Below are 14,080 nucleotides of genomic sequence, written 5' to 3' on the forward strand. Positions count from 1 at the left end.
GTTATTCATTTACGGAGGTTGATACTAATTTTTCCAATCCTGCGACCAGCGTGTTGTATTCGGCAACCGCTTCGCTTTTTTTAAGGCTGTAATCCAACAATTGGCGTTCCAACTGGATAATGTCCGTGAGGGAAGTTGTCCCTGCCGAAAATTCGCGGATCATCAATTGCCAGGTCGACCGGGACAAGTCCTGCTGCTTGGCGTACAGGTCTATTTTGCGCGAAGCATCTGCCAATTGTTGCTTTAATGCGATATATTCGGCGTGAAGCTGGTTAAGCGTATCTTCATATTTCAACTCGCTTGCTTGCCGGTAATGCCTGCTTTCCCGTTGCTGGGCGTTATATTTCCGGCGGAAGATCGGGATGCTGATCTTGACCATCGGCATGACCATATCCATCCCGTTCATATTGCCCATCCCGGACATCCGGGCCATCTCCTCGGAGCGCTTTGCCATAATGGAATATTGCAGTCCGATGCCGAACATGGGGAGGCTCATCTTTTTGTCCATCTCCGCTTTGGCCTTATAGGCATTCGCTTCTGCTTCGAGCATGGAGAGCATTGGGTTGGAGAGGATGATGCTGTCTAAAACCGCATTGTCTTTTACGGAAAACAGTTTTTGTGTTAGCGAGTCGGACGTCTGTACCGGCAAACTCTGATCCCGGTTCAGCAGGCTGTTGAAGCGGGCTTCGGCTGCTTTCCTGTTTGACAGGAGGGCTTCGAGGTTGTTTTCGAGTTCGGCCATTTCGATCTGGATACGAAGGACATCGGACATGCTGCCAGACGAACCGTTCCCCATCGGGCTACCTCCCATGTTACTGCCCATGCCGGACATTGCCTTGTTGCCACCCGGCGATGCAGGTGCAGGGGAGGGAGTCATATTCCCCATACTTCCCATACCGTTGTTTACCGTTGCTTGGGGAAGAGGGGAGATGACCGGTGAGGTGGCGGCTGACGATACCGGAACACCCGGTGAAGAGGATGCGGTATAGCGGTTCAGTGCCAACTGTTCCAACTGCTTTAACAGTGCGAGGTTGGCTGCCGTGTTTTTATACTGCTCATTCAGGTTGTTCAATTGGTACCATTGACTCTTGACCTCGTAGAACAGGTTGTTGCGGCTTTCGCGGAATTGTTCGTAGGCCATGCGTGCCATTTCGGTCGCCTCGCTGCGGGCTGCTTTACGCGTCCCGAACCAGGGGAACATCTGCATCAGGGTGAAATCGGCTACCTGTTTGCCGGAGAGCTGTTCCATTGGTTTGAAGAAGAATCCCATTTCGAGTTCGGGATCGGAGAAAGCTCCCGCTTGCGGTATCTTTTCCAGGGATGCTTTGTAAAGGGCAAAACTGGAATTTACCGACGGATTGTTCCAGGCGGCCGTTTCCAGGTAATAGGAAAGGCTGTCGGTCGTCTGTGCCTGTGATGGGAGGTACCAAAGTGCCGATAGCAGGATGGTGCCCCAACGTAAGATGGCTTTATGCTTTTTTATTCTCATTCTATAACTATTTTATTTATTGAAACTTTATTTTCAGCTTTTGTCTTTGCGTGAAAATTTATTTTCATGCAATGGAAAATTTATTTTCATCCGAAGAAAATTTAGTTTCATGCTAAGGAAACTTTATTTTCCCGGTGAGGAATTTTCTGCTGTGTTGCGGGCCTTTTCCTCTTTCTTCAGCAGTCCTTCCCGCCACCAGCATTGGAATACGGGAACGACAAACATGGTCATCGACTGGATCAACATGCCGCCGAAAGTCGGGATTGCCATCGGGACCATGATGTCGGCTCCCTTTCCGGTCGAGGTGAGGACGGGGAGCAGGGCGATCAGGGTGGTCGCGGTCGTCATGGCTGCGGGGCGTACCCGCTTGAGGCCTGCTGTCACTACGGCTTCGCGTATGTCATGTTTGGTCTGCGGGTTCTTTTCCAGGAAGACATGATGGATGTAGGTTCCCATCAGTACGCCGTCGTCTGTCGCCACTCCGAAGAGGGCGATGAAGCCGACCCATACGGCTACACTCAGGTTGATGGTGTGCATCTGAAACAAATCCCGCATATTGACTCCCGCCAGGGAAAAGTTCATGAACCAGTCCTGCCCGTACAGCCAGAGCAGGATGAAACCACCGGCAAAAGCCACGAATACACCGGAGAAATGAATCAACGATGCGGTAATGGTCTTGAACTGGAAATACAGAACCAAGAGGACGATCAGCAGGGCCAAGGGAACGACGATCATCAGCCGGGCGGTGGCGCGTTCCTGTTGTTCGTAGTTTCCGGCAAATTTATAGGAGACGCCTTTTGCCAATTCCAGTTCTCCGTTCCGTATCTTGTCTTCGATCACTTTTGTCGCTTCTTTCACAACGTCCACTTCAGCCTTCCCTTGTTTCTTGTCGAAGATCACGTAGCCGACGAGGAAGGTGTTTTCGCTCTGGATCATCTGGGCTCCCCGCGCATATTCGATATCGGCGAGTTCCTTCAGCGGTATCTGTGCACCGGTAGCCGTCGGGACTAAGAGCATGGACAGCGCTTCCGGGTTGTCACGCAGTTCGCGTGCATAACGGAGGCGTACGGGAAAACGTTCGCGGCCTTCGACTGTCTTCGTCAGGATCATGCCGCCGACAGCCGCACTTAGGATCTCCTGCAAATCCTCGACATTCACCCCGTAGCGGGCCATGTTATCCCGGTTCAGTTTGATCTCCAGATAGGGAGCGCCGACGGCCCGGTCGTAGAAGACGGACGAGGGGATGACGGATGGGACGTCTTTGAGTGCCTGTTCGATCGCCTTTCCGCTTTGTTCGATTGTTTCGAGATCCGGCCCGTAGATTTTCAATCCCATCGGGGCGCGCATACCGGTCGAGAGCATGACCAGGCGTGCTTCTATCGGTTGCAGTTTCGGAGCGGATGTCAGTCCGGGCAGATGGGTGATGTTGACGATTTGTTGCCATATGTCGTTCGTGTTCTTGATTTCGGGGCGCCACTGCCGGAAATAGTCTCCTTTCCGGTCCGGTATCAGGCTGTCCGCCGGTATCAGCCGGAAACCGTCTGCCGGGTTGTATGTACCTCCGCTTTTCAAGACATATTCGCCTTTTCGGTTCACCTTGAAGCGTTCCCTCTTTCCGTCTTCGTTCAAGATATATTCGGGACGATAGTTGATCGTGTTTTCGAACATCTGGGCGGGTGCCGGGTCGAGGGCCGAATTTACCCGTCCCCATTTGCCGATTGCCGTTTCCACTTCGGGGATAGCTGCCAGGCGCTTGTCCAGAGCTTCGATGTAATCCAGGTTTTGTTCGATGCCTGTATGGGGCATACTGGTCGGCATCAGCAGGAACGAACCTTCGTTGAGGCTGGGCATAAACTCTTGTCCGATCCGTTTCCAGATCAGGATACCGAAAAGGATGGTCACGGCAGGCAGCAACATGAACTTCCACCGGTTATCCAGGCACCAGCGAAGAATACGTTCGTAATAGATCACCAGCAGCCAGAGAAGTGAGAGAATGGCGGCGATACATCCCGCAACGAAAAGGAGATTGATGAAAATCCCTTTCTGGGGTCCCATCGGCAACCATTCTTCCGTCAAAAAGTAAGTGGCGACAGCAAGTGCGATACCGATGTTGATATAGTTGCCGGTTCCCGGCTTTTTCCAACGGTGGGCAAGCAGGTTGTTCAGCCCGACAGCGGTAAGTCCGAGTGCCGGAATGTTTCCGTACAGAACAGATAGAAGGAGGCCTGCGGCTACCAATATGTAGTTGAGTATTTTCCGTATCGGCTTTGAATCGATTCGTACCGAGAATAGTATATAGGATAAGGTCGGCAGCAGGATCAATCCTAATACGAAGGCGGAGGCCAAAGCATAGGTTTTCGTATAGGCGAGGGGAGAGAACATCTTCCCTTCCTGCGCCTCCATCGCAAAAACGGGGAGGAAACTGACGATGGTCGTGATCATTGCCGTTGCGATGGCTCCCGACACTTCACTGACCGCCTTATAAATAAGGTTCACCATCGCTTTTCCTTTGCGAATACCTTTGTTTTCCGGCATCTCCATATACCGGATGATGCTTTCGACAAATACCACTCCGACATCCACCATCACACCGATAGCGATGGCGATACCCGAAAGTGCCACGATATTGGCAGCTATTCCCGTGTAACGCATAATGATGAAAGTAGACAATACGGCTATAGGTAGCATGCTGGCTATCACGACGGAAGCCCGGAGATTGAGAACCAGGACAATGATGACGATGATACAGATCAGGATTTCGTGTGACAACGATGTTTCGAGTGTGCCGATCGTCTCTTTTATCAATCCTGTCCGGTCGTAGAACGGCACTACGGTCACTTTGGAGACGGTCCCGTCCTGCAACGTTTTCTGGGGCAGTCCAGGAGCCATCTCCTTGATTTTATCTTTTACGTTATTGATGACTTCCAGAGGATTGGAGCCATACCGGGCGATAACGACACCTCCGACAGCTTCCACCCCCTCTTTGTCCAGGCCGCCGCGCCGGGTACCCGGACCGATATTCACAAACGCGATATCCGATATGCGTACCGGCACACCGTCGCGAACGGTCACAACAGCCTTTTCCAGATCGGAGACATTTTTAATGTAGCCCAGGCCGCGGATCAGGTATTCGACCTTGTTGATTTCCATTGTCTCGGCGCCGATGTCGAGATTACTTTTCTTGATGGCGCTCATAATGTCCATGACGGAAACATTGAAGGCACGCATGGCTTCCGGATTCAGTTCGACCTGGTACTCTTTCACTAATCCTCCGGCTGACGCCACTTCCGACACGCCTTCGGCGGCCGAAAGACTGTATTTGACATAATAGTCTTGTAGGGTACGCAGTTCTTCCGCGTTCCATCCGCCTGTCGGTTTTCCGGTTGCCGGATCGCGCCCTTCCAGCGTGTACCAGTAAATTTGGCCTAATGCGGTGGCGTCCGGTCCCAATGCTGGCTGCACACCTTCGGGCAGGGTACCGGGAGGTAGTGAATTGAGCTTTTCGAGAATCCGCGAACGGCTCCAGTAGAATTCAATGTTATCATCAAAAATGATATAGATAAAGGACATTCCGAACATCGAGGAGCTACGGATCGATTTGACTCCGGGAATTCCTAAAAGGGATGCCGTCAGAGGATAAGTGATCTGGTCTTGTATGTCTTTGGGCGAACGTCCCATCCATTCGGTGGCAACGATCTGCTGGTTGTCGCCGATATCGGGAATCGCGTCTACCGGGATCGGATTACGGGGGATGATCCCGCCATGCCAGTTAAACGGGGAAGTCGAGAGACCCCATATGACCACCAGCACTAAGATCAGTATTGTTATCACCCTGTTTTCAAGGAAATAACGAATTATTTTATTTAGCATAAGAAGTATATATTTATTGATAATAGATCGTGGCGGTGTGCCGAAACTACCTTGTTCCCATGCGGGGACAGATACATTTTGATACACTGCGATTACCTCTGGTACACACAGAGGAAACAGAATTTTTTCTTTTTTGTTGTCTGGGATGAAGACAAAAGAGCGGTCCGCCCTTCTATATAAAGGGTGAAAGGGCCTGCGAGGGGCTGCTATCAGCTAAATAAGGAAGGTACAATGACGGATGAGCCGGTCTGTCCCGCTCCATTCGGATGGAGTGTCGGCATATGCGGGAAGGGTGGTTCCTTGTTCCGTCTCCGTCAGGTTATATAGATCCCTCAAATCAAACAGAAGGGCGATTGCCACCGGTACATGTTTGATCACTTGCAACTGGTCGACATTCTGGTCGTCCGATATCTTTATAAACTGTGTTTCGGTAGAGCAGCAGGACTTGTGAGTATGCTTGGCTCCGCAAGTATTGCAGGTTTCGTCTTGCCACATGTTTACTTCGACCAGCTTACCCATGCAGTGGTGAAGTGTCAATGTTATACCGGAAGACAATCCGATATATAGCAACGCGAATATGACAATCAAAAACCTTTTCATTTGTAATTGCAAATATAAGAAGTGTCCGGCAGAACGGAAAGCAAAAAAAATGATAAACATGTTCAAAATACTTATATCGGGGGAGAAGTGTCGATTACGGGTGAAAAGCGAAAGAGGTCATAAATCCCCGGTTATTGGATAATTTGTTAGCTATTTCATTTTTAGTCCGATAGTTTTTAGCATACGATTTAATTTATTGTGTCAAAGAGCGGAATACTAACATTTTCTTTAAATAAAATGGAAAGTTTAGCTATTGTGCTATAATTACTTTTCGTATCTTCACCGAAAAATAAATTTTGGTTCTACGTTTTTTTAATTATTAAGTTGCTGGAAATATGGTAATAGCTTATTTAAGAGTAGGAACTTCAAACAAAGAACTTCTGGAAGAACAGAAAAATGAGATTAAACGCTATGCTTCGGATCATGATATGAACGTCGATAAGTGGGTTACGGATGTCACTGTCGGCAAAAAGGAAGATGAACGTAATCTTGCGATGGTACTGGATCGTATGCAAAAAGGCGATAGTCTGGTCTTGTCGGATATTTCCCGTTTGGGGCGAACTTTGTCGGAAGTAATGGAGATTATGGGGCGATGCATGGAAAAAGGCGTTCAGATCTATAGTATAAGGGATCGGTATATCCTGGACCAGGCATTGAACTTGCCGGTTATGGGAAACGTGTTCAAGCTGGTGACGGAGATCGAACACAGCTTGATGTCTACCCGTACCAAAGAGGCCTTGAATCATAAAAAGAGTACGGGAGGGCCGTTAGGCCGTCCGAAGGGATCGGCTGCAAAACAGTCTTTCCTGGATGCGAATAGAGAAGAGGTGATCAGCATGCTCGAACGTGGGGACACCGTTTTCGAGATTTGTAAACGTTTTAATGTTTCCAGAAATACCTATTATATGTTTAAGCGGAACTACGGGCTCTAAAACCAGTCCTTTTTCCGCATGTATAGCCAGGTCGAGATTGCTGTCAGCAGCATGAGTGACCAGGCTATGCCATATCCATATTGCCAGTCCAATTCCGGCATCATCTTGAAGTTCATTCCCCATATACCGGCTAGGAATGTGAGTGGGATGAAGATTGTGGAGACGATTGTCAGGCGTTTCATGATCGCATTCATGCGTAGATCGTTATTGGATATGTATAGATCGACCAGGGAGGATATGATTTCCCGGCAACTCTCGGTTGTCTGGATGATGAACTGCAACTGGTCGGATAAATCGTTATAGATGGGACGGATGTCGGGACTTATGATCCCATTCTCGGTGCGCAGCAGTTTGGCAAATTGTTCTTTCAGCGGTTGGCTGTTCTTGCGGATAACCATATATTCTTTCCGACGTTGCTGGATAAGCAGCCCCATATTGCCCTGGTCGTTTTTGATATCGAGCAGGGTTTCTTCTATATCTTCAAGCATTTCTTCCACTTTGGATGCTGATTCCACTAAATTGGCAATAATCGTATTCAAAAGGAATGCCAGAAGCAGTCCGCTGTTTTTCCGGCGGATGTTCAGCATGTTGGATTCGATGGCTTTGTAGGCGTTTTCGAAGACCGGATTGTTGCTTTCCGTGAAACTGATCACCACATTTCCTGTGATCAGGATGCTGATATGTTCGGAGTTGATCTCCATATTGGTGTCGTAATAGGAAGAATTGAGTACGATAAGCATATGTTTGTCGTACTCTTCTATCTTGACTACGTGTTGGGGAGTCAGAATGTCTTTGGCATCCAGGTTGTGCATCCCGAATTCGTTGACGATACGCGTGACCGCTTCCGAATCAGTCAGGCCGCTAACCTGGAACCAATTGATGCTGTTCTCGTCGACAAATTTTTTGAATGACGTTTCATTTGTCTTGATCTCCCGTGTGTGCAGGATATCGGCATTGTATTGTGTGAGGCTGATCCGAGTGACGGTATCATGTTCGCCGGCATAGAAATACCGGTCGGCAAGATGCCGGTTCGAAATATGCTTGCGCTTATGTGGATGTACATATTCTTTTCGCCTCATATCTGTTTGTCTTTATTCGAGTTCCACAACCGTAATGCCGGCACCTCCGAATTGTACATGTTCGTCGTGATACTGGCGCACGCCCGGAACAGTGTGCAGGTAATCGCGTATCAGCTGCCGAAGTATGCCTGTCCCTGTCCCGTGCAGGATACGGATGCGAGTGGCACCAACCTGTATGGCATCGTCCACAAAGTAAGTAACGGCCTGTAAGGCTTCGTCCCCTCTCATACCTCTAACATCTATCTCCTGCTTGAAGTTCAATTTCTTTTCATGCATATCGTCCGCTGTCTGGACACTGACAAAAGTACTTTTCTGGATCTCTTTCTTGATTTGTCCTTTGCTGACCTTCTCCAGTTGTTCCAACTTGACTGTGCTCTTGATCATGCCGAATGCTACAACTGCCTGCTTTCCTTGAACTTCCATAACGGTTCCGGCAGAGACTTGTCCTTTGAGGCGGACGTTGTCGCCAGCTTCTATGACATCACGGTTAAAGACCTGCTTGGAGGCCGGCGCGTTTTGTTTCTGCTTTTTACGTTCTTTGCGTTCCTGTAATTTTGCCATTTTGCGGGCGATCTTGTCGTCCTCTTCTTCGGCTGCTATCACAGAGGCTTTGAATTCTTCCAAGGCTTTGCGGGCAAGCTTGGTCTGTTCCTTTTCTGCCTGTGCCTCTTTGATTTCGCGGATCGTGTTTTCGATCTTTGCGTTGGCTTCGGAAAGGATACGCTGTGCCTCTTCCTTGGCGTTACGCATGATCTCTTTCCGTTGTTTGTTTACGGCTTCCAAATCCTGCTCGTAGCGGGCGGTAATATCTTCCAGCTTCTTTTCTTGTTGGCGGATATTCTGTCGCTTGCTTTCCCAATAGCGTTTGTCACGAACGATATCCTGTAGATATTTATCCATATTGATATAGTCGGAGCCGACATTAGCGGACGCATCCGCAATGACATCTTCCGGCAGGCCGATCTTCCGGGCGATCTCGACGGCGAAAGAACTTCCCGGATTACCGATCGACAGCTTAAAGAGCGGTTGCATCAGGTGGCGGTCATAGAGCATGGCGCCGTTAACGATCCCTTCCGTGTCTTCAGCGAAATGCTTCAAGTTCTGGTAGTGAGTTGTGATAACGCCGTAGCTGTGATTCCGGTTGAAACGGTCCAACAGGGCTTCGGCAATCGCACCTCCGATCTGGGGTTCCGTACCGCTACCGAACTCATCGATCAAGATTAAAGTCTTACTGTTGCAGTTCTTGACGAAAAACTTCATGTTCGTCAGGTGTGAACTGTAGGTACTCAGGTCATTTTCGATACTTTGTTCATCTCCGATATCGATAAACAGGTTTTCGAATAATCCCGTCTTCGAGCTTTCATATACGGGGATCAACAGACCGCATTGCAGCATATATTGCAGCAATCCGACCGTTTTCAGGCAGACGGATTTACCACCCGCATTCGGACCGGAGATAATCAGCAGACGCTTTTTCTCTTCCAGAAGAATATCCAAAGGGACGATCTGCTTGTTCTGTTTCTGCAACGAAAGGAAGAGTAGGGGATGTGCGGCGCGTATCCAGTCAATTTGTTGTTTGTCCTCGACAACCGGCTTGATTCCGTTTACCTGCTCGGCAAACAATGCTTTGGCACGGATGAAATCGATCTCGGCCAGGAACTCGTAGGATTGCAGGATGTCGGGTACTAACGGACGGATGAAGTTTGTAAATTCCGTCAGGATCTTCATGATCTCCCGTCGTTCGTCACCTTCCAGTTCGCGGATGCGGTTGTTTGCCTCCACAACGACTTCCGGTTCGATGAAAACGGTTTTGCCACTGGCTGATTCATCGTGCACGATTCCTTTGATCTTTCGTTTGAAGGCCGGAGCGACCGGGATCATCAGGCGCCCGTCGCGCATAGTGGGAGTAATATCCTTATCTACTACACCTTCCGATTGGGCGGCTCGTAATATCGACTGCAAGCTACGGGAGATACCGCTCATGGTGGCCGTGATCTCTTTTCGTATCTGTGCCAGTGTAGGAGAGGCATTGTCTTTCACTCGTCCGAATTTATCGAGGATTGCATCGATCTTCCCGATCAGTTGCGGGAATACCAGGATATCGCCGGCAAGGGCGGTCAATGCCGGATACTTGATTTCTTCTTTCTCTTCCAAGGAAGGACGGAAGAAACGGATAATGTCGTTGATTGTCTGGAGCGAACGTTTCAGGTCGAATAGTTCTTTTTCATCCAGCCAGGTTCCTTCAGGACGTATCCGCTTCAACGAATAGCGTACATCGAAAAAATAACTGGCGGGAAACTCGTCTTCTCCATGCAGGATGCGGACAAATTCGTCGGTCTGTTCCAGACGTCGGGTTACGGTTTGATAATCGGCAGAGAACCCCATCTCTGCTACCCGCTCTTCTCCGAGCGGGCTTAAACATTTTTCTGAAATTAAACGGCGGACTTTATCGAAGCCCGTTTTCTGTTCGAAATTTTGCGGGTATATCACGTTCTTGTAAATGCTTTATTTAACTTCGACCGTCACAGACCGGCGAATGGTCGGGCGGACGATGATTTCCATTTTGTTTTTCCCCCTTTTGATATCGAACGTACAGGCGTTGTTGCCGGATGGGTTGATATACGGGGCGTAATAATATAAATATGAGTAGGCGGCCTTGTTGCCGGATTTCTGGATCGCATCGGCTACCTGCGGGTATTTGAATGTATCCCAGAACATACAACGTCTGAAACCGTTGGCATCCGTAAACTGGGTTTTCGGATCGCGGTATTTCATCGTGTTGGTAATAAATCCTTTGTAAGCGGAGGAGAACTCTTCTGCCGTGTAATTCATTTTCTGGTCGTTGATTTTCTCTACAATATCACGGGGACGTAATCCGGCTGCATAGGCAGGTGAGTTTTTATCGACGTCGGCGATCTGTTCCATACGGTCGATATCGTAACTCAGCCCCGTGTAGTTGTAGGTTTTCTGATTGACCTTGAACGGCACGTTACGCTGATATTTGACGTACGGATATTGCATGCACATCAATGGTGCATGGATACGGGCATATTCATCCAGGCGGTATGAGTCTTCCAACAGCTCGTTTGCTTCGCATTCCCACAGGATGCGGCCCGGTACGTCACGTTGGTCGATCAGGCGGAAACCGAACTGGAGCAGGTACTCCGCTTCCGCTTCTGCAGACATCGAGTTCAGGAACGGGAATGTCTCTATCTTGCTGTGATTGAAGTTATAGCGATAGATCGGCTCTTTTTCGACCAGGATCTTGTTCGCTCCTTTATAGTTCGGATTCTTATCGAAGAAATAGAAGGTCTGTACTATGATGTCGGGACGGTCTGTGTCGACTGTCATTCCTTTCTTGGTCAACTCCTTTTCGATGCTTTCGTTGATGGCCGTTTCCAGTTTGCTGTTATTCTCGTCTATGGCAGAGAAGGCAAAAGTCTTGAACTTTCCGAAATCTACAGGGTCGGCTGTCACGGTTGTCTTGAACGGGCAGACAAATTCCCTTTCGCTAGTTGTTTCGAGGCTGTACATCGAAAAAGCGGTGGCCAGTTGTTCTTCGGTAATCGCATTCCCTTTTTTGCATTCTTTTTTGACAAGCACCTGCTTAGCCGGGGTTGCCAAATTGCCGATCGTCAGCAATACTTCGTTTTTCCCGGCGGGATTCAGCATTTCACCGATCTCTTCGGGCGAAATATCTGTTGTTTGCACGCCGTCGATAGCAATAATGAGATCGTTGGTTTTAATACCTGCAAGTTCTGCTGGCGAATAAGGGATGACACTGGTAATAACCGGTTTGCTTTTCCCCCAGTGGTCACTTTGACTGATATCGTATGTAATTCCTAATCGGCAGATATTCCGGTTTTGGGCAAAACCGGTAAGAAATGCAAATAGCAGTAAAACTGACAAAATCGCTCTCTTCATAATTAATTTCTTATTGTTTTATTAATCCTATATTTTTGTGCTATGACAATAAATCATCTTTTACTACACAAAGGTAAAGATATTTTCGTTCTATAAGAACAGTTGGCAGTATATTTGATGTTATATTGGTGATTGATATCGACAAGAATGGTGCCGGCAGGCAGGTCACATGAGTGATATAGGTTTGATATCTTATTGACAATTAGATAGTAATGAAAATATATAATTGATTATGAACAAGATGAATTTTAATAGTAAGAAGGAAACAGCTGACAAAAAAGAACGCCAGGGTGCTGATGACGCGACAAAATTGCAGGATGAACAGGTAAATGCGGCAGAAGAAAATGCCGCATCTGACAATGTGACGGATGAAGGTCCGGAGCAGAAGGAGTTGGAAGAACTTAAGAAGAAATATGACGAACTGAATGATTCCCACCTGCGCCTGATGGCTGAGTTCGATAACTACCGTAAACGTACATTGCGCGAAAAGTCCGAGCTGATCAAGAACGGTGGCGAAAGTGCTTTGACTCACCTGCTCCCTGTTGTCGACGATTTCGAACGTGCTTTGCAGAATATCCGTTCGGCTGAAGATATAAAGGCTGTTACGGAGGGAGTGGAACTTATCTATTCGAAATTCATGTCTTACCTGTCTCATCAGAATGTAAAACCGATCGAAACTGTCGGTGAACCGTTCGATGCTGAAACGTCTGAAGCAGTCGCCATGATTCCTGCACCGGAACCCGATATGAAGGGCAAGGTTCTGGATTGTGTGCAGACCGGTTATACTTTGAACGATAAGGTGATTCGCCATGCTAAAGTTGTAGTAGGCGAATAATACGACAGGATAATGAGCAAATAACAACAGACAGATACGAAGATGGCTAAAAGAGATTATTATGAAGTGCTGGGCGTCGAGAAGACTGCCTCGGTAGAAGAAATAAAGAAAGCTTACCGTAAAAAGGCGATTCAGTACCACCCTGACAAGAATCCGGGTGATAAGCAGGCTGAAGAAAACTTTAAGGAGGCTGCTGAAGCGTACGACGTATTGAGTGATCCTCAGAAGCGTCAGCGTTATGATCAGTTCGGTCATGCCGGAGTAGGAGGTGCTTCGCAGGGCGGTGGCTTTGGCGGAGGAATGTCTATGGATGATATTTTCTCTCAGTTTGGAGACATCTTTGGCGGACATTTCGGTGGCTTTGGCGGGTTCAGCGGCTTTGGTGGCGGTTCACGTGGCGGTCGCCGGGTGAATCGTGGTTCGGATTTGCGTGTGAAAGTAAAGTTGAACCTGAAAGAGATCGCGACCGGAGTTGAAAAGAAGATCAAGGTTAAGAAATATGTGACCTGTTCGAAATGCCACGGCAGCGGGGCGGAGGACGATCACAGTTCCAAGACTTGTGAAACCTGTCATGGCAGCGGTGTTGTCACCCGTGTAGCCAATACGATCTTAGGACAGATGCAGACACAGACAACCTGCCCGACCTGTGGAGGCGAAGGGAAGATTATCACCAAGAAATGTAGCGAATGTAACGGTGAAGGAATCGTGCGTGACGACGAGGTGATCACGATCAATATTCCGGCCGGTGTGGCGGAAGGCATGCAGCTTTCCATGAGTGGAAAGGGGAATGCAGCCCGTCATGGGGGGATTAACGGCGATCTGCTGATCCTAGTCGAAGAAGAACCGCATCCGGAACTGATACGTGACGAGAACGACATTCTGTATAACCTGTTGCTGAGTGTGCCCCAGGCTGCTCTGGGCGGCACGGTTGAAGTTCCGACCATCGACGGCAAGGCAAAAGTTAAGATCGAACCGGGGACCCAGCCGGGTAAAGTGCTCCGTTTGCGGAACAAAGGGCTACCGTCTATCAATAGTTATGGAACAGGAGACCTGCTCGTAAACGTAAGTGTTTATATTCCGGAAACGTTATCCGCATCAGAGAAGGATATCATGAACGGCCTGGAGAATTCTCCCAATTTCCAACCGAAGAAATCTGTCAAGGAGAAGATTTTCGATAAGTTCAGACATATGTTTGATTGACGTTTGTGAAGTTTGGTAAAAAAGGCGGTGTGTCAAAATCTCCTTGTCCCCGCACTTGATGCGGGGCCGCAAAAGGACAGACCTTATCAATCAGATTTTTATAGGGCTGGCTTTAATGCGATCCTGCGTCAAGCGCGGGAACAGGATAGTT

At 48.5% G+C, this 14,080-nt stretch carries 9 protein-coding genes; 3 read left to right on the forward strand and 6 right to left on the reverse strand.

Translation table 11 applies throughout. The features are described from left to right. Position 1: 1 nt before the first annotated feature. The 3 genes from NQ564_RS04975 to NQ564_RS04985 all read right to left on the reverse strand — a co-directional run bounded on the left by NQ564_RS04975 (position 2) and on the right by NQ564_RS04985 (position 5,959). A complete protein-coding gene (locus tag NQ564_RS04975; RefSeq protein WP_008148630.1) occupies positions 2-1,489 on the reverse strand; it encodes a TolC family protein in 1,488 nt (495 codons plus the stop codon). Between the two features lie 123 nt (positions 1,490-1,612). Next, positions 1,613-5,359 carry an efflux RND transporter permease subunit gene (locus NQ564_RS04980; protein WP_129649855.1) on the reverse strand — a complete coding sequence of 1,249 codons (3,747 nt, stop codon included), beginning with the start codon at positions 5,357-5,359 and terminating at the stop codon, positions 1,613-1,615. A gap of 213 nt (positions 5,360-5,572) precedes the next feature. Continuing rightward, positions 5,573-5,959, reverse strand: coding sequence for an HYC_CC_PP family protein (locus tag NQ564_RS04985; RefSeq protein ID WP_039848157.1), 387 nt, complete (start codon positions 5,957-5,959; stop codon positions 5,573-5,575). Positions 5,960-6,294: 335 nt separating this feature from the next. Here NQ564_RS04985 and NQ564_RS04990 point away from each other — a divergent pair, with 335 nt between their 5' ends. Then, positions 6,295-6,891 carry a recombinase family protein gene (locus NQ564_RS04990; protein ID WP_008158077.1) on the forward strand — a complete coding sequence of 199 codons (597 nt, stop codon included), beginning with the start codon at positions 6,295-6,297 and terminating at the stop codon, positions 6,889-6,891. Here NQ564_RS04990 and corA read toward each other — a convergent pair. The 3 genes from corA to NQ564_RS05005 are packed head-to-tail and all read right to left on the reverse strand — an operon-like array spanning position 6,888 to position 11,894. After that, positions 6,888-7,970 carry a magnesium/cobalt transporter CorA gene (gene corA, locus NQ564_RS04995; protein WP_008148636.1) on the reverse strand — a complete coding sequence of 361 codons (1,083 nt, stop codon included), beginning with the start codon at positions 7,968-7,970 and terminating at the stop codon, positions 6,888-6,890. The genes NQ564_RS04990 and corA overlap by 4 nt on opposite strands. 12 nt (positions 7,971-7,982) lie before the next feature. Continuing rightward, the gene (locus tag NQ564_RS05000; RefSeq protein WP_008148638.1) at positions 7,983-10,460 is read right to left on the reverse strand and encodes an endonuclease MutS2; all 2,478 of its coding nucleotides are present in this window, start codon (positions 10,458-10,460) and stop codon (positions 7,983-7,985) included. Between the two features lie 15 nt (positions 10,461-10,475). Then, on the reverse strand, positions 10,476-11,894 hold the full coding sequence (locus NQ564_RS05005) for a PDZ domain-containing protein (protein WP_129649857.1): 1,419 nt from the start codon (positions 11,892-11,894) through the stop codon (positions 10,476-10,478). A gap of 232 nt (positions 11,895-12,126) precedes the next feature. Here NQ564_RS05005 and NQ564_RS05010 point away from each other — a divergent pair, with 232 nt between their 5' ends. After that, a complete protein-coding gene (locus NQ564_RS05010) occupies positions 12,127-12,729 on the forward strand; it encodes a nucleotide exchange factor GrpE (protein ID WP_008148644.1) in 603 nt (200 codons plus the stop codon). 42 nt (positions 12,730-12,771) lie between these two features. Beyond that, on the forward strand, positions 12,772-13,929 hold the full coding sequence (dnaJ, locus tag NQ564_RS05015) for a molecular chaperone DnaJ (protein WP_008158068.1): 1,158 nt from the start codon (positions 12,772-12,774) through the stop codon (positions 13,927-13,929). Positions 13,930-14,080 lie beyond the last annotated feature (151 nt).

Source organism: Parabacteroides johnsonii DSM 18315 (genome assembly GCF_025151045.1).
Taxonomy (GTDB): Bacteria; Bacteroidota; Bacteroidia; order Bacteroidales; family Tannerellaceae; genus Parabacteroides; species Parabacteroides johnsonii.